Below are 16,469 nucleotides of genomic sequence, written 5' to 3' on the forward strand. Positions count from 1 at the left end.
GATAGAATAAAAGTATTCGTTATGGGAGGTTTTGTATGGGATCGTTATTCAAACAATCAAAATTATTATTTTGGACAGTAGAAATTGTACTTACGATTATTGGGGTTTTCTTTTTATTGAAGATGCCTAACGTTTTTAGCCCGATTTTAGGAATGATATCAGCTGTTTTTATGCCATTATTGATTGCAGGTTTTTTATATTATATGTTCGATCCACTTGTTTTATTTTTAGAAAAACGTGGTCTTCCAAGAATTATTGGCTTTTTGCTTTCATTTGCGGTCTTAATCGTTTTGATTACACTAGTTGTCATGAATGTCGTTCCTCAATTAGTTAATCAGTCAGTTGAATTAAGCCAGTCGCTTCCTACCTATGCTGAGGAAATGAATCAATGGTTGAATGATTTAGGAGAGCTTGAAGCATTTAAAGGATTTAATATTCAAGAACAGTTAGATAAAGCGAATATTACAATTAGCAATATTTTGAATTTTGCAATTGTGGGTGTAACAAGTAGTCTTTCAAAAATTGTGAGTATTTTGATGCGATTTTTCATTTTGCTTTTTACTGTACCGTTTATCTTGTTTTTTATGTTTAAAGATGGGCATAAATTTTTAGACGCATTGTCTCATTTTTTTCCAAAGAGTATTCGTAGTGAGTTACAGCAAACCGTAAAAGAGATGAATCAAACTTTGTCAGCATATATTAGTAGTACGGTTTTAGATGCATTTATTATTGGGATTTTAAGTTTTATCGCGATGACGATATTTAAGCAACCATATAGCTTACTGTTAGCTGTATTTTGTGGTCTGACGAATATTATTCCCTATGTTGGTCCATTTATTGGGGCAGTTCCAGCAATTTTAGTGGGTCTATTTATTTCACCCTGGCAAGCTTTATATATGGCAGTGTCGATTTTAGTTATTCAGCAACTGGATGGCAATTTGATCAAACCATTGTTGATGGGGAAATCTCTAAATGTTCATCCTTTAACGATCATCTTAGTTTTGATTGCAGCGGGCAGTGTCGGTGGAATCATCGGGATGCTGATTTGTATTCCTGTATATGCAGTTATTAAAACATTGGTTCTTAATATTAGTAAAATTTATAACATTAAGAAGGAGAGTAAGGATCGTTCCTCCAACGAACCAATCAGTTAAGTCTTGCTGATTCAGCTTTTTATAAAGTAGATAGAGAAAAGGCGACAAGCAAATAATTATTAAAAAATAAGTCTAGGCTAAAAACTCAAATGGTTTTAGCCTAGACTTATTTTTATGTGTTCAAAAGAGATGATTAGTCCATACCAATCAGGTAATCGTCATCTTTCATTGCTTCAACAGTTCCTAATAGGTAACCATTACCGACTTGTGAGAAGAAATCATGGTTGCTAGTACCAGTAGAGATACCATTCATAACGATTGGATTAACATCATTTGCTGTATCAGCAAATAATGGATCCATACCAAGATTCATCAAGGCTTTATTCGCATTGTAACGTAAGAAAGTTTTCACTTCTTCAGTCCAGCCTAACTCATCATATAATTGCTCTGTGTAACGTTCTTCATTTTCATATAGCTCATAAAGAAGATTATACATCCAGTCTTTCATGTCATTTTGTTCTGCTTCATTCAATTCATTGAAGCCTAATTGGAATTTGTATCCAATATAAGTACCATGAACAGACTCATCGCGAATGATTAGTTTAATGATTTCGGCAACGTTTGCTAGTTTATTATTCCCTAAGTAGTAAAGAGGAGTGTAAAAACCAGAATAGAAAAGAAAGGTTTCCAAAAATACGCTCGCAACTTTCTTTTCGAGTGGCGTACCATTTTTATATATTTCATTGATTTTTTCAGCTTTTGTTTGTAGATAAACATTAGTATTTGTCCATTCGAAGATTTCATCGATTTCTTTTTTAGTATTTAATGTACTAAAAATGGATGAATAGCTTTTTGCGTGAACAGATTCCATAAATTGGATATTGTTTAAAACAGCTTCTTCATGTGGCGTACGAACGTCGTTTCTTAATTGTTCCATACCACTTTCAGACTGAACAGTATCTAGTAGAGTCAAACCGCCAAAAACGTATCCTACAGTTGTTTTTTCTAAATCTGAAAGAGTTCTCCAATCATCTAGATCGTTAGACAAAGGAATACGAGTATCTAACCAAAATTGCTCCGTTAGTTTTTCCCAAGTAGACTTATCGATCACATCTTCGATAGCGTTCCAGTTAATCGCTTCATAATATGTTGCCATGTATGTTCCTCCTCATTACCTTTACGTTAAAATACAATAAATCATAGAACAAGGCGACCAGAGGACGCCTTGTTTGTATATATGTTTGCTGGTCTTAATTTTTAGATGACACAACTCTCACATTGGTTGCTACCGATTTCTTCAGCATCATCCGTAAATGTTCTTACGTAATAGATTGATTTTACCCCTTTATGGAAAGCATAGTGACGTAAAATATTCAAATCACGAGTGGTTTGTTTTGGTGAATCTTTCCATTCATATAAGCCTTCAGGAATTTCAGAACGCATAAACAATGTTAAACTCATACCTTGATCCACATGTTGTTGCGCTGTTGCATAAACATTAATGACTTTACGCATATCCATGTCATAAGCAGATGTATAATAAGGAATCGTATCATTTGCGAGATAAGGCGCAGGATAATAAATTTTACCAATTTTCTTTTCTTGACGCTCTTCGATCATCCGAGTGATTGGGTGAATACTAGCACTCGTATCATTGATATAAGAAATAGAACCATTCGGTGCAACTGCTAAACGATTTTGATGATATAAGCCGTCTTGCTTCACTGCATCACGTAATTTTGCCCAGTCTTCAGAAGTTGGGACAAAAATATCTTTAAAGATTTCTTTGACTTTATCTGATTGTGGAGTGAAGTCTCCGTCAATATATTTATCAAAATAAGAACCATTAGCATAATCAGATTTTTCAAAATTATAAAAGGTTTCATTATATTGTTTTGCAATGTTATTACTTTCTACTAAAGTCCAGTAGTTCAATAAAGTAAAGTAAACATTGGTGAAATCTAGTGAATCTTTAGAACCATACTCCATATGGTTTTTAGCAAAGAACGTATGCAGACCCATCGCACCAAGTCCGATGGTATGACTTAATTTATTTCCGTTTTGAATAGAAGGCACCACATCAATATCAGATGCATCCGTTACAAAAGTTAAAGCACGAGTCATGGCACGAACAGATTTACCAAAGTCAGGACTGTCCATCAAGTTGACAATGTTTGTCGAACCTAAGTTACAACTGATATCTGTACCAAGTGTTTCATATTCTTGTTTGCCATTTAAAACAGAAGGTGTTTGAACTTGTAAAATTTCTGAACATAAGTTACTCATGATGATTTTGCCATAAGCTGGATTACTTCTATTAGCTGTATCAATATTGATGATATATGGATAGCCAGATTCTTGTTGTAATTTAGAAATTTCATTTTCTAGATCACGCGCTTTGATTTTACGTTTACGAATCTTAGGATTGGCAACTAGATTATCGTACTCTTTGGTAATATCAATATAAGAGAACGGGACACCATATTCACGTTCTACACTATAAGGGCTGAATAGATACATATCTTCATTATTACGTGCTAATTCATAAAATTTATCAGGAACCACAACGCCTAACGATAAAGTTTTCACACGAACCTTTTCATCCGCATTTTCTTTTTTTGTTGAAAGGAACATTTCGATATCTGGATGGAAAACGTTTAGATAAACAACTCCAGCACCTTGACGTTGACCTAGTTGATTAGAATAACTAAAGCTATCTTCGAACAATTTCATAACGGGAACCACGCCGCTGGCAGCTCCTTCATATCCTTTGATCGGAGCACCTGCTTCACGTAAGTTTGCTAATGTGATACCCACACCGCCACCAATACGTGATAATTGTAAAGCGGAGTTGATTGAACGGCCGATACTGTTCATGTCATCTGTTACTTGGATCAAGAAACAAGAAACAAGCTCACCACGACGTTTACGTCCTGCATTCAAGAATGAAGGTGTAGCTGGTTGATAACGTTGGTGGATCATTTCATCAGCTAAAACTAAAGCCAATTCTTCATTACCATCAGCAAAATACAAGGCATTGAAAGCCACACGATCTTCATAGCTTTCTAAGTATTCACTACCTTCATTGTTTTTAAGTGCATATTGTGAATAAAACTTATAAGCTGCCATAAATGATTTGAATTCAAAGTTTTGTTCATCTAAAAACGTATATAATTTTTCAATAAAAGCCATAGAATATTTTTGGACAAAAGCAGTTTCCAAATAGTCGTTCTCGATTAAATAATTGATTTTTGCTTCTATAGTGTCGAAGGTTCTTGTGTTAGGAAGGACATTTTCTTTGAAAAAAGCTTCCAATGCTTCTTTATCCTTATGTAAAGGAATTTGTCCGTCAACAGGACGATTGATCTCATTATTCAGCTTAAAATAGCTAACATCTTTAATTTCTTTTAGACTCAAGTTCATTCACTACTTTCTTAAAGGATTCCACGTCTTCATTCGTACCGCTAAATTCAAATGCAAAAAGCATTGGAACGTTATAATCACGTGCTATGTCTTTGGCTGTATATACAAACAAATCTGCGAAATTGAGGTTTCCGCCTCCAGCAACGCCTTGCAAGTATTCTTGATTATTTTTGTAATCAAGAAAATCATTCACTACTTCCGTGATTTCTTGGTCATAAGTAGGAACGACTAGGACAAAAGGCTCATTTATCTCAAAAAAAGGATTCGCAGGCTCAATTTCACAAGCTGCTAAATCCAATTTTTTAATGAAGCGTCTAGTTTGTCCAGTGACTGAGAAATAAACAATTTTCATTTTAGCTAGCCAATTGTTTTAATTGATCAGGACGGAATCCTACAACTGTTGCAGCATCAGAAGTGATAACCGGAACACTTTGGAATCCGTGTTCTTTTAACCAGTCGATTGCGTCTGGTTGGATATCGATATTTACTTCTTCAAATGCTATATTATTCTCGCTCAAAAAGCGTTTTGCCATTTTACATTGGATACAATTATTTTTAGAAAAGATTTTTACGTTCATTTTTATTTCCCCCTCAATTAGTTTACTTCACTAGTATAAATCTCTCAGAAAAAAAGTCAACACTTAGGCACTACATATTGTGGTCGTTTTTTGTTTGAATACCATGTTTTGTGTTTTTGAAAGAAATATGAAAGCACGTATTCTCTAGATTTAAGCGCCTTTTCTTACCATTTTTGTGTTTAAAAAAAAAATTTATTAAATTTTGAATCGGAACTTCTAATTTCAAAAACACAAGATATAGTGGTCAATCAATATACAAGACACTAGGATAATGGGACCAATTTTAATGGGAGAATATTTTCTTACTATAGGTAGAAAGAAGATTGATTTAAGTATCACAAACAGGTATACTTAATGAGAACGATTATCAATATCATTGAGAATCAAAATGAAACTTTTTCACAATAAAATAAGAAAATAACAGTTAAAATAGGGAGGGTATCCAATGTTAACATTGGCACAGGCAAAGTTGAATAAGGTTTATACAATTGAAGAGATCCAAGCAGAAGGTTTTGCACGGAAGCATTTGAATAATCTGGGTCTTGTGCCAGGAGGCAAGGTTGTCTTGGTCAATTATTCCAGTGAGAATGGAATTGTCCTTTTACACAATAGCCGAATTGCGATCAACCTATCTGTCTTAAAACAAATTATAATAGTAGAAAAAAGTATTGATGAAGAAAATTGGTTGTCTTTAGATCAATTAATTGTAGGTGAAAAAGCACGAGTCATCGGGATCCATGGACAAGGAGCTGTCAAAAGACGGTTGATGGATATGGGGCTTACAAAAGGCGTTGATCTACTTGTTAGAAAAATGGCTCCTTTAGGCGATCCAATCGAAATCAATCTCCGTGGCTATGAATTGACGTTAAGGAAGAATGAAGCAGAACTAGTCTTGGTACAGAAAGAGGGATAAAAAATGAAAGAACAGCATATTGCTCTGACAGGAAATCCGAATAGTGGGAAGACAACTGCATTTAATGCACTGACAGGAGCCAATCAATATGTAGGAAATTGGCCAGGCGTTACCGTTGAACGAAAAGAAGGTAAATTGAAAAAAAGCAAACAAATAACGATCCAAGATTTACCAGGTATCTATTCCCTTTCCCCATACACACCGGAAGAAGTTGTTGCTCGGGATTACTTACTTAGTGGCAGTCCAGATGTGATTGTTAATATTGTGGATGCGACAAATCTAGAGCGTAATCTATATTTGACAACTCAATTGATGGAAACTGGGATTTCTGTTGTAGTCGGATTGAATATGATGGATATTTTAGATAAAACAGGAAGAAAAATTAATATCGAAAAACTTTCCTATGGTTTGGGTGTAGATGTACTAGGTGTCAGTGCTTTAAAAAATCGCGGGCTTGATGAATTAATTCAAAAAGCGGTTAAAGCAACAGAAGTCTTTCCGCTAGAGTTCAATTATCCAACCTATGATAATCGTTTAGAAGCAGCCTTAAATGAAATTGTGGATGTATTGGGAAACAGTGTGCTAGAAAAGCAAGCACGTTGGTACAGTATCAAATTATTTGAAAGAGATGCCAGAGTTGAGTCAGAATTAGAATTAAGTAGTCTTCAAAAAAATGAAATAAAAGAAATCATTAAAATCACTGAAAAGATTTTTGGGGATGATAGTGAGGCAATCATAATTAATGAGCGTTATGAATTTATTACTCGTTTAACTGCTCTTTGTGCGATCGAAAAAAATGAAATAACATATAGTACCAGTGATAAAATTGACCGAATTGTGACAAATCGTTGGCTAGCACTACCGATTTTTGCTTTGATCATGTGGTTTGTCTATTACTTAGCAATTCAAACTGTGGGCACTATGGGAACGGATTGGATCAATGATGAATTATTCGGAAATATTGTCCCAACGACAGTTAGTAATTGGCTTACAAATTGGCAAGTGGCACCGTGGATGCAAAGTTTGATTTTAGATGGAATCATTGCTGGAGTTGGAGCAGTTTTAGGATTCTTACCACAGTTAGCTGTTTTATTCTTGTGTTTAGGCTTTTTGGAAGATTGTGGTTACATGTCAAGAATTGCGTTTGTGATGGATCGCTTGTTTCGGAAATTTGGCCTGTCGGGAAAATCCTTTATACCGATGCTGATTGCGACCGGTTGTGGTGTACCAGGTGTCATGGCAAGTCGTACAATCGAAAATGAAAAGGATCGCAAGATGACAATCATGGTGACAACCTTTATGCCTTGTTCAGCAAAATTGCCGATCATCGCACTGATAGCTGGAGCATTTTTTCCAAAAAGTAGTTGGGTTTCACCATCGGCTTATTTTATCGGGATCGCAGCGATTGTGTTATCGGGTATTGCTTTGAAAAAGACACGGTCATTTTCTGGAGATCCAGCACCGTTTATCATGGAATTACCCGCATATCATATGCCCCAACTACGTGGCGTGCTCCGTCATGCCTATGATCGCAGTAAATCATTTGTGAAAAAAGCGGGGACGATTATTTTTGTGATGAGTATCATTATTTGGTTTACATCTACTTATACATTTACCTTACAAGAAGCGGGTGCTGATCAAAGTATTTTAGCAAATTTAGGTAAAATAATTGCACCATTATTCGCACCGCTTGGCTGGGGAACTTGGCAAGGAGCGGTTGCTACGATCACAGGCTTAGTTGCAAAGGAAAACGTGATCGGCACATTCGGTATTTTATTTGGGCATTTAGGTGAAGTTTCTGAAGATGGCGTTGAGGTATGGTCTGCTTTACAAGGTGCTTTTACCCCAGTTGCTGCATATTCATTTTTAGTTTTTAACCTATTATGTGCACCATGCTTTGCAGCGATTGGTGCAATTCGCAGAGAAATGGGTGATTGGAAATGGACATGGGGAGCGATCGGCTATCAATGTGGTTTAGCCTATGTTGTAAGTTTTATCATCTATCAATTTGGGCATGTTATTTTTGAAAATGGCCAAATTGGTGTTGGTATTTTTATGGCAGGATTTTTAGTTATACTCATGGGGTATTATTTAGTTAGAAAGCCAAAAGTAAAAGAAGAACCAGTTGTGACATTGGCAACTTTAGAAAGAGGGTAAGAAGATGGGCACGATTGTTTTAGCAATACTGATTTTCGGAGGAGCAGGATCTATTGTTTATACTCGAATCAAGAAAGGGACAAGCTGTGATGACTGTCATACAACTTGTCCAGTGAAAAAAGGGCAAGGAGAGTAGACAGTTTGGACGCAATGAGATAAATAGAGTTAAAATTTATTTCATTGTGTCTGATGTTCCCTCTTGAATAAACGACTTTCAAGTGCTACAATATTTAAGTACTAATTATTTGGGTCGTTAGCTCAGTTGGTAGAGCAGCTGACTCTTAATCAGCGGGTCATGGGTTCGAGCCCCTTACGACCCATTGGGTGCCAAACCCACGAGAATGGTATTCTGTCGGCGTCTTCTGACGTTTAGAAGATGGAATATGCGTTCTCTTTTTTTGTTTCAGAAATTTACGAAACAAAAGGCTCTTTGTCAACTAATGTTGGTGAAGAAAATCCAAAGAATTAAATCAATGATGAAGCCTAGAGGGAAATTCCTCTAGGTTTTTCCATTTTTAAAAAATTTTCATTAAAAGTAATGTTTTTGTTTTATCGAGCTAAATTAAAAATCAAAACAATTGTCTAAGACTCAAAAGCAAAAATCGCATCCCTAATCATAAGAAGTGAGTAATCGGTTATTTGATGATAAACTAAAGAAAAGAAAGTTCTAGGAGGGACAAAAATGAAAAAGAAACTCATTTATTCATTCATACTACTTGCAGGAATATCACTAGCTGCCTGTGGAGGAAAAAGTAAGACTGTTGAAAGTTCAACTTCGAATAAAAGTACAGAAAATAGTAGTCAAAGCACTAGTTCAACTAGTAGCACAACAAAATCAAGTTCAATCAAATCCTCTACAGAGAACTCAGCTTCGTCTGAATCAAAATCAAGTGAAAGCCAATCAGCAGTCAAAGCAGAGACGAATGCTCCTGCAAAACAAGCAGATGCTGTGTTAAGTCAGCTCAGCACAGCATTTCCCAATGATCGTTTACCCCAAGCGATATTAACAAGTAAGACAGCTGACTATTTAACCGCAGCAACGACAAGCACGGCTGATCAGGAGAATTTCAGAATTTTATATTATGCTGAAAATCATGCAATCGAGGTCAATGATATTGTAGTTAATGACTTGCAACCAATTGCCTCGTTTGAAAAAAAATCGTATGATTCCAATGAAACAGCTGCTAGTGTAGTAAATCAAATTATTGATAATGGTGGAAGTAAAATAGATTTAGGGTATGGAATTACTGGCTATCAACAAGGGGCAGCGGGATCAAGTTACTTATCGTGGCAAGAAGGAAATTGGAGTCTGGTTGTTAGGGCTTCAAATATTGGTGGAGAAGTTGCTGAACCGTTAGCTAAAGAAGCTGTGGCTTACTTAGAAACAGCGATGCTTCCAGCTCCTCAAAATATTGGACAAATTTCTTTAACAGCTAGTACAAGTGATAGCTATCAAAATAATTCAATCGTTTGGCAAAAAGGATTGATTGTTTATACAATTCAACACTTTGATGCACTTCAAGCATTAAAAATGACAGTATCAACAAATCAATAACTATAGTTACATGCTTCTTAAAGAAACAAAACAAAAAAGTGATTTGCTATTAAACAAATAATATTGAAAAAAGTGTCTGTCTATTTTTTATTTATATAAAGATCGATTTTTAAAGGAAAAATAAAGCTCAATCAGCATTGACGAAACATTCACTCATCTTGTACAATGAGTACATGATAGAAGCAAAAATAATAAAATAAAAAAGGCACTTCATAGTCTGGTGGCCGCCAAACTACGAAGCCCTGATGAGTCAAGACACTGACCAATCAAGTTGCCCTCGTCAATGCAAAAGCACTGACATGATTCATTGTACTCAATTTTTAGGAAAATATCTACCCCTAAAAGTATACGAGATGATGAACATGACAGGGTTTACTTATTGATTGATACAACGGTATTGGAAGGAATTCTAATACTGTTTTTTTATTTTTTGCTTCTATCTCTTGTTTTAAGTATCCTTGTTGAACAGTCTTAGATATGAAGCTAAGTAAGGTTCAATGAATAAAGGATATGTTGGCTAAAGTTTACCACTATAGGCATTTGATTTATCTATTGGGGAAGAAAATCAACAGCTGAAAAAATGTGCTCATTTATCAGAAAGAACTCTTGTTGCCTATAGTGGTAGCTTTATACCTAAGTATAAGAAAATGTCATATACTTTAAACTTATTATAATGGCAAGGTTACTAATGTAGCAATTGAAACGATGTTAAAAAATAAAAAAGAGTCGAATTATTATTTAAGTATCAAAAAATTGATACAGTAAGATTCGACTCTTTTTTTGATTGAAAATTATTGTGTGATACGGCTTTTATCCGGTTGAGAATGAGCTAAGCGACTAGCAGCAGCTGCTGCGATGGCCCCCACAATATCATCTAAAAATGTATGAACATGCGGTCCTTCATGAGAATTTAATTTAGCAAGAATGCCAGGTTTTACTTTATCGATGTAACCGTAGTTTGTAAAGCCGATTGAGCCATACACGTTGACGATCGAAAGCGCCAAAATTTCGTCGATTCCATACAGCCCTTCATCTTCCTCTAGAATTTCTTGTAAAGGATGAAGCAATTTCTTTTCTTCAGCTAAGATATCTAATTGAATACCTGTAATAATCGTATTATGAACCTCGCGTTTAGATAAGACACTGTCGATATGTTCAATACAGGTTGCTAAATCAAGATCCTCAATGTAGGGCTTTTGTAAGAATAAAACTAATTCAGCCAAATCTTCCATCTCAACGCCACGATCTTTTAATAACTGTCGTGCTTTGTTTTCTAACGTTTCACCTTTTATCACCAAAATAAAAACCTCCAATGCGTCATTTATAGACTTAGAATACATCAATGGTATACTATCTAGAGAGAAAATTGCAAGGAGAAGATCGATGAACCCACTAATAGAATGTTGTGAACAAAATTTGGCTAAAGGCGCAGAGCTATTGTTAAGTGATCCATTTATCGAAGAAAATGGAGACGTAATCTCTTATTCTTGTATGAATGAATGCATTCTTTGCGCCCAAACATACTTTGTTTTATTTGAAGGAGAACGAATTACCGGCGAAACACCAGAAGAGCTTGTGGTTAATATAAAAAAAGCCCTTGTCCTTTGGCAAGAAGAAATGGGTTAAAAAAAGAGAGCGAAACAAAACTGATTTTTAGTTTTGTTTCGCTCTCTTTATCTGAATAAATGGCGAGAAAAAAGCAGTGCATCTTATTTCTCGGAGCTAAGCACTTTTGTTTTGGGCTTTTTGATTAAAGCATTTTCGCTTCTTTTCCTTCAAATAAACTAGTGCTGTGCATCGGTTGCGTTCTAGCATCTGGCTTAATGAAGTGCAATGCGTTATTGACAGCTGTTGGTGCTTCACCGAAGCCTGTGGCAATCAATTTTACTTTGCCGTCATAGTTGCAAATATCACCAACTGCATAGACACCAGGAATGTTTGTTGACATGTCTGAGTTTACTTCAATCGCATTTCGGCTGACATCTAAACCCCAATCTTTCAAATGCCCTAATGAAGAAGTGAAGCCATAATTAATAATCAAAGAATCCAAATCAAGTTGTTCGAAATTATCTGCTTTGGTTTCTTTTAATTTGATACCTTTGAAGGAATTATCTTCTACTAATAATTGATCAATGACATAAGGGGTATAAATAGATACGTCAGAATTTTTCAAATTATCTACACTATGTTCATGTCCACGAAATTCAGGACGGCGATGGATAATTGAAACTTTTTCAGCGATAGGTTCTAACATTAGCGCCCAATCAATGGCAGAGTCACCACCACCTGCAATCGCAACTTTTTTACCAGAAAATTTGTTCATATCAGTAACATAATAATGAACGTGATTTCCTTCAAGTTCTGTCGCACCATCAAGGGTTAGACGTCTAGGTTGGAAGGAGCCATTTCCGATAGCAAAGATAACGGCTTTAGAATAGTGAACACCCTTCGAAGTTTCGATACGCAGATAACCATCTTCTTGCACTAAGTTTCTTACTTCTTCCTCTAAACAAGTTTCATGAGCAAAAGGCGCAATTTGTTTTTCTAAATTGTCAATCAGCTCGCTGGCTTTAATTGCAGGAAAACCAGGAACGTCATAAATATATTTTTCAGGGTAAAGCGTAGATAGTTGTCCGCCAAGTTGGGGTAGGCTATCAATAATTTTTGTTTTTGCTTTACGAATTCCTGCATAAAAAGCGGCGAAAAGACCGACGGGGCCTGCGCCGACGATAGTTAGATCATAAATGTTTTTTGAATCAGACATCAAAATTCCCTCCAGTTTCTATAATAAAAAAGGTTTCATCTATATAAAATGAAAGCAAAAAATGTAGTATATCGTTTTTCACAAAATAGCACTTGTAGCAGAAAAAAGCAAGTGGGAGTTTGTGAAAAAAGGCTTCTCTTAAAAGAATAACAAAGATAATGGAATTTTCAAGTGAAGTTGTTTATGATAGTATAAGTAAGTAAAAATTAATAAGGAGGAAACAACTATGTCAGAATTTCCACAATTAGATTTAGCGAATGTTAAAGGCCCAAAAGCCGTGATTAAAACCAACCGTGGGGATATTACTGTTCAACTTTTCCCGGATCATGCACCAAAAACAGTTGAAAATTTTGTTCAATTAGCGAAAAAAGGCTATTATGATGGTGTGATATTTCACCGTGTCATTCCAGATTTCATGATTCAAGGTGGCGATCCCACTGGAACAGGTATGGGCGGCGAAAGTATTTATGGTGAAAAATTTGAAGATGAGTTCTCTAAAGACGTATTTAACTTGCGTGGAGCTTTATCAATGGCAAATGCGGGCCCTAATACAAACGGCAGTCAATTCTTTATTGTAAATAATCAAAATGTCCCTGCAAATATGTTTGGTCAATTAGAAGGGGCAGGATTCCCTACAGAAGTGATCGAAGCGTATAAAAAAGGCGGTACCCCTTGGTTAGACTTCCGTCATACCGTTTTCGGTCATGTCGTGGAAGGTATGGATGTTGTTGATGAAATTGGTGGTGTACAAAGAGACTCACAAGATCGTCCAACATTTGACGTAGTGATCGATAAAGTAGAAATCAGCGAATAAGCTCATTTATTTAAAATAAAAGCTCAAAACAAAATAGACTTTGTTTTGAGCTTTTTTTACTATTCAAAAGAATGTTTGATTCTGTGCAAACCTTCTACAAGAGTTTCTTTTGGACATGCGATATTTAAGCGCATATGCTGTGTCCCGTTAGGACCAAAAGAAATTCCCGGATTTAAAACGACTTTTCCTTGATGAACAAGCCGGTTTTGGATTTGTGTATCAGACAAATCCAAAGCAGAGAAATCTAACCAAATTAAATAAGTCCCTTCTGGGCGCATCATTTTGACTTTAGGTAGTTCAGTTTGTAAGAATTCACTCACAAGATCGATGTTTTCTTTTAAGTAAACCAATAATTCTTTTAACCAAGTATCACCATTTTTATATGCAGCTTCCGTTCCAACATAACCAAAGATGTTGATCTCATTTTGAAAATTTTGTTCTTGTGCAGCGACAAATTTTTTCCGTAAATCAGGATTTTCAATAAAAATCATTGAGTTTTTAATCCCTGCTAGATTGAACGTTTTAGTAGCAGCGGTTAAAGTAATTGAAAAATCCTTAAATGTCGGGTGGACATTCGTGAATGTTGTAAACACGTGAGGAGCAAAAATCAAATCCTGATGGATCTCATCACTGATAACAAGAACATCATATTTTGCACATAATTTGCCAAAAGCTTCCAATTCACTTTTGCTCCAGACACGGCCGCCAGGGTTGTGAGGATTACAAAGAATAACAACTCGTACATTCTCATCCACGATTTGTTTCGCCATCATTTCCAGGTCCATAACGAAGTGTTCTTGTTCTATTAATAGCTGGCTTCGAATCAGTTTACGATTATTTTGTTCAACGACTTTGGCAAATGGAGGATAAACTGGATCGTGGATCAAAACAGCATCACCAGGTTCAGTGTATGCTTGAATAGCTAATGAAAGACTTGGTACAACACCACTATTGAAAAGAATAGCTTCTTTACCAACGGAAAAATCATGGTGCCGCTTTTGCCAACTTTGAATTGCTTCGTATAATGAATCGGGAGCAGGCGAGTAACCTAAAATTCCTTGCTCTGCTGTTTCTTTTAAGGCCTCAAGGACTGGCAGATTTGCTTTGAAATCCATATCAGCTATCCACAAAGGCAAAAGACCATCTTCTCCATAAGTATCTTTAATGGAATCCCATTTTGAACAATTTGTATTACGGCGATCATAAACTCTATCAAAATTGACCATTCAATCCATCCTTTCTATTCTAAAACATTTTTCACTAAATAAACTCTAACTATAGTATAATAGACTTTCGATAAAATATGAACAAAAAGAATTAATAAATAAAGTAGTAGAAATAAATTCATGCACTTTTTAATGGAACGTGATATCATTTTATAGAAGCAAAACATTTTGATGGGATTTATGAAAAGAGGATAAGAAAATGGAATACAAAATAGGGATGATTCTTAACGGAACGATCACAGGGTTACAACCCTACGGTGCTTTTGTTTCATTAAGTGATACAATCCAAGGATTGATACATGTTTCAGAAGTACAAGCTGGCTATACTAAAAATATTCACAGTTTATTGACAGTTGGACAAAAGGTTAAAGTGCAGATTATTGATGTTGATGAATACTCAAAAAAAATCAGCTTATCTTTAAGAACCTTAGAGACACAAATCCAGCAACCAAATCTTCGCCGTAAAAAATACTTTACCAATAAAAATAAAAAAATAGGGTTTGAGACATTAGAAAAAGAGCTTCCTATCTGGACTAATGAAGCGATGAACGAGTTACTTGAGAAATAATTCTGTTTTTTTTCAGAAAATATGGTACAATTTTCGTAGTTTATGAAAACAAAAATTAATTGAGGTGGATGTTTTGTCTAACAAAAAAGTCGCTGGTACTATTATGCTGAATCTAAATGATGGTTCAAAAAAGTTTCTTGTTCATCCTGATGGTGAGTCAATGGCGTTTGTGACAACAAAAGTTTCTGAAGATATGACCGGATTGGCGAGTATGTTACAATTTTTTAAAGAAGAAATTCAACTAGATGTTACTTCAATTAATTTAGTCGAGTTAACAAATGCACATACAGATGCTGAAAATATGCCTTTATTTGTATTTGAAATGAACGAAGAACATATGAATTCTACGAACAATGATAGTTACGTGTGGGAAAAACCATCTGAATTAAAAAATTTACTAGCTTCTTATGATATTCAAGGAGTACCAATGTTTTAACATTAAATAGTTACATAATAATAAAAGGCACTGTGGTGACCTCTTTTATTTCAGAGTTTAAAAAACAGGACAAAGCAATCATGTTTTGTTCTTTTTTTTTACAAAAGTATATATAGATAGGAAGAAGTAAAGAATGCAACTAAAGAAAGTCACTAAGACAGAAACGAAAATAGCACTATCTATATTAAAAGAAAGTGCGGAATGGTTACAAGAAATAGGGAGTGATCAGTGGTCTGATATTTTACAGGGAGAAGATAAGCATGGTTTAGCCGAAGCTGTCGAAAGAGGAGAAGTATTTTTCTTCTATAATAATAAGAACCAATTAGCAGGAATGGTAGCCGCATGGAAAAATCCAACTGCATGGGACAAATTACTTTGGCAAGAGTATGACCCTAAGCAATTTGCTTACTATCTCCATCGCGTAATCATTCGGCCAAACTATAGAGGTAGTGGTTATGGAAAAGAATTGTTGACTGAGTTGAAACTAAAATTTAAAACAGAAGTATCAGAACTACGTTTAGATTGTTTAGCACGTAATCAAAAGCTTATTCAGTTCTATCTTGGAAATGAATTTGTTAATATAGGAAGTGCAAGTGATTTATATGGAAATGAATTCGAACTATTTTCATATAAATTATAAAAATAGTCTGGAAAAAAAACAGTAAATAAGTGTAAATTGAAATATGAAACTATATTTGTAGTGTAAAGGCGAAAATGAATCGAAGAGTTATACAAATACAAAAAATTCTTTTTGATTTTTTTCAAAATAATGGTTGACCAATAAAGAAAAACTTGTTATATTATATCTTGTCGCAAGGCACTAATGAAACACGTCGAACGATAAAAATAACATAACATCCTAACGGGTGAAAAAAACTTTAGGAATCAGAAAAATTATTGTTGACAAATGATAACTGACCTGATAAACTAATGAAGTTGTC

17 protein-coding genes and 1 tRNA gene are annotated in these 16,469 nt (G+C 35.0%); 11 read left to right on the forward strand and 7 right to left on the reverse strand.

What is annotated here, in order from left to right; genetic code table 11:
* Positions 1-35: 35 nt before the first annotated feature.
* Positions 36-1,154 (forward strand): AI-2E family transporter, encoded by a 1,119-nt coding sequence (locus tag BCR24_RS03045; RefSeq protein WP_069639093.1) that lies wholly within the window; start codon positions 36-38, stop codon positions 1,152-1,154.
* Positions 1,155-1,287: 133 nt separating this feature from the next.
* Here BCR24_RS03045 and nrdF read toward each other — a convergent pair whose 3' ends face one another.
* The 4 genes from nrdF to nrdH form a co-directional block, all read right to left on the reverse strand.
* Entirely contained in the window at positions 1,288-2,250 is a 963-nt protein-coding gene (nrdF, locus tag BCR24_RS03050; protein WP_069639094.1) for a class 1b ribonucleoside-diphosphate reductase subunit beta, read from the reverse strand.
* Between the two features lie 101 nt (positions 2,251-2,351).
* Positions 2,352-4,511, reverse strand: coding sequence for a class 1b ribonucleoside-diphosphate reductase subunit alpha (gene nrdE / locus BCR24_RS03055; RefSeq protein ID WP_069639113.1), 2,160 nt, complete (start codon positions 4,509-4,511; stop codon positions 2,352-2,354).
* Positions 4,492-4,869 carry a class Ib ribonucleoside-diphosphate reductase assembly flavoprotein NrdI gene (gene nrdI, locus BCR24_RS03060; protein WP_069639095.1) on the reverse strand — a complete coding sequence of 126 codons (378 nt, stop codon included), beginning with the start codon at positions 4,867-4,869 and terminating at the stop codon, positions 4,492-4,494. Before nrdI ends, nrdE begins: the two co-directional genes overlap by 20 nt.
* Position 4,870: 1 nt before the next feature.
* Positions 4,871-5,095 (reverse strand): glutaredoxin-like protein NrdH, encoded by a 225-nt coding sequence (gene nrdH, locus BCR24_RS03065; protein ID WP_069639096.1) that lies wholly within the window; start codon positions 5,093-5,095, stop codon positions 4,871-4,873.
* A 445-nt stretch (positions 5,096-5,540) separates the two neighbouring features.
* On the opposite strand from nrdH, the gene BCR24_RS03070 reads away from it, so the two are divergent.
* The 5 genes from BCR24_RS03070 to BCR24_RS03085 all read left to right on the forward strand — a co-directional run bounded on the left by BCR24_RS03070 (position 5,541) and on the right by BCR24_RS03085 (position 9,720).
* Positions 5,541-6,008, forward strand: coding sequence for a FeoA family protein (locus BCR24_RS03070; protein WP_069639097.1), 468 nt, complete (start codon positions 5,541-5,543; stop codon positions 6,006-6,008).
* Positions 6,009-6,011: 3 nt separating this feature from the next.
* On the forward strand, positions 6,012-8,165 hold the full coding sequence (gene feoB / locus BCR24_RS03075) for a ferrous iron transport protein B (protein WP_069639098.1): 2,154 nt from the start codon (positions 6,012-6,014) through the stop codon (positions 8,163-8,165).
* A gap of 4 nt (positions 8,166-8,169) precedes the next feature.
* The gene (locus BCR24_RS16635; RefSeq protein ID WP_100630393.1) at positions 8,170-8,301 is read left to right on the forward strand and encodes a FeoB-associated Cys-rich membrane protein; all 132 of its coding nucleotides are present in this window, start codon (positions 8,170-8,172) and stop codon (positions 8,299-8,301) included.
* Between the two features lie 111 nt (positions 8,302-8,412).
* Positions 8,413-8,485, forward strand: a tRNA-Lys gene (locus BCR24_RS03080).
* A 362-nt stretch (positions 8,486-8,847) separates the two neighbouring features.
* Positions 8,848-9,720 carry a hypothetical protein gene (locus BCR24_RS03085; RefSeq protein WP_069639099.1) on the forward strand — a complete coding sequence of 291 codons (873 nt, stop codon included), beginning with the start codon at positions 8,848-8,850 and terminating at the stop codon, positions 9,718-9,720.
* Between the two features lie 791 nt (positions 9,721-10,511).
* Here the strand turns inward: BCR24_RS03085 and BCR24_RS03090 are convergent.
* A complete protein-coding gene (locus BCR24_RS03090) occupies positions 10,512-11,018 on the reverse strand; it encodes a phosphatidylglycerophosphatase A family protein (RefSeq protein WP_069639100.1) in 507 nt (168 codons plus the stop codon).
* Between the two features lie 85 nt (positions 11,019-11,103).
* On the opposite strand from BCR24_RS03090, the gene BCR24_RS03095 reads away from it, so the two are divergent.
* On the forward strand, positions 11,104-11,346 hold the full coding sequence (locus tag BCR24_RS03095) for a DUF1450 domain-containing protein (protein WP_069639101.1): 243 nt from the start codon (positions 11,104-11,106) through the stop codon (positions 11,344-11,346).
* Between the two features lie 124 nt (positions 11,347-11,470).
* Here the strand turns inward: BCR24_RS03095 and BCR24_RS03100 are convergent, their stop codons facing one another.
* Positions 11,471-12,484, reverse strand: a complete 1,014-nt coding sequence (locus BCR24_RS03100) for an NAD(P)/FAD-dependent oxidoreductase (RefSeq protein ID WP_069639102.1) — start codon at positions 12,482-12,484, stop codon at positions 11,471-11,473.
* 226 nt (positions 12,485-12,710) lie between these two features.
* Between BCR24_RS03100 and BCR24_RS03105 the strand changes: the two genes are divergently transcribed.
* A complete protein-coding gene (locus tag BCR24_RS03105) occupies positions 12,711-13,298 on the forward strand; it encodes a peptidylprolyl isomerase (protein ID WP_069639103.1) in 588 nt (195 codons plus the stop codon).
* 59 nt (positions 13,299-13,357) lie between these two features.
* Here BCR24_RS03105 and BCR24_RS03110 read toward each other — a convergent pair whose 3' ends face one another.
* The gene (locus BCR24_RS03110; RefSeq protein ID WP_069639104.1) at positions 13,358-14,524 is read right to left on the reverse strand and encodes a MalY/PatB family protein; all 1,167 of its coding nucleotides are present in this window, start codon (positions 14,522-14,524) and stop codon (positions 13,358-13,360) included.
* A gap of 199 nt (positions 14,525-14,723) precedes the next feature.
* On the opposite strand from BCR24_RS03110, the gene BCR24_RS03115 reads away from it, so the two are divergent.
* The 3 genes from BCR24_RS03115 to BCR24_RS03125 all read left to right on the forward strand — a co-directional run bounded on the left by BCR24_RS03115 (position 14,724) and on the right by BCR24_RS03125 (position 16,168).
* On the forward strand, positions 14,724-15,092 hold the full coding sequence (locus tag BCR24_RS03115; RefSeq protein WP_069639105.1) for a CvfD/Ygs/GSP13 family RNA-binding post-transcriptional regulator: 369 nt from the start codon (positions 14,724-14,726) through the stop codon (positions 15,090-15,092).
* 64 nt (positions 15,093-15,156) lie between these two features.
* A complete protein-coding gene (locus BCR24_RS03120) occupies positions 15,157-15,528 on the forward strand; it encodes a hypothetical protein (RefSeq protein ID WP_204638612.1) in 372 nt (123 codons plus the stop codon).
* A gap of 133 nt (positions 15,529-15,661) precedes the next feature.
* Positions 15,662-16,168: a GNAT family N-acetyltransferase gene (locus tag BCR24_RS03125; RefSeq protein WP_069639107.1), complete on the forward strand. Its 507-nt coding sequence runs from the start codon at positions 15,662-15,664 to the stop codon at positions 16,166-16,168.
* Positions 16,169-16,469: the final 301 nt, after the last annotated feature.

It is taken from the genome of Enterococcus ureilyticus, assembly GCF_001730315.1.
In the GTDB taxonomy this organism is placed as follows: Bacteria; Bacillota; Bacilli; order Lactobacillales; family Enterococcaceae; genus Enterococcus_L; species Enterococcus_L ureilyticus.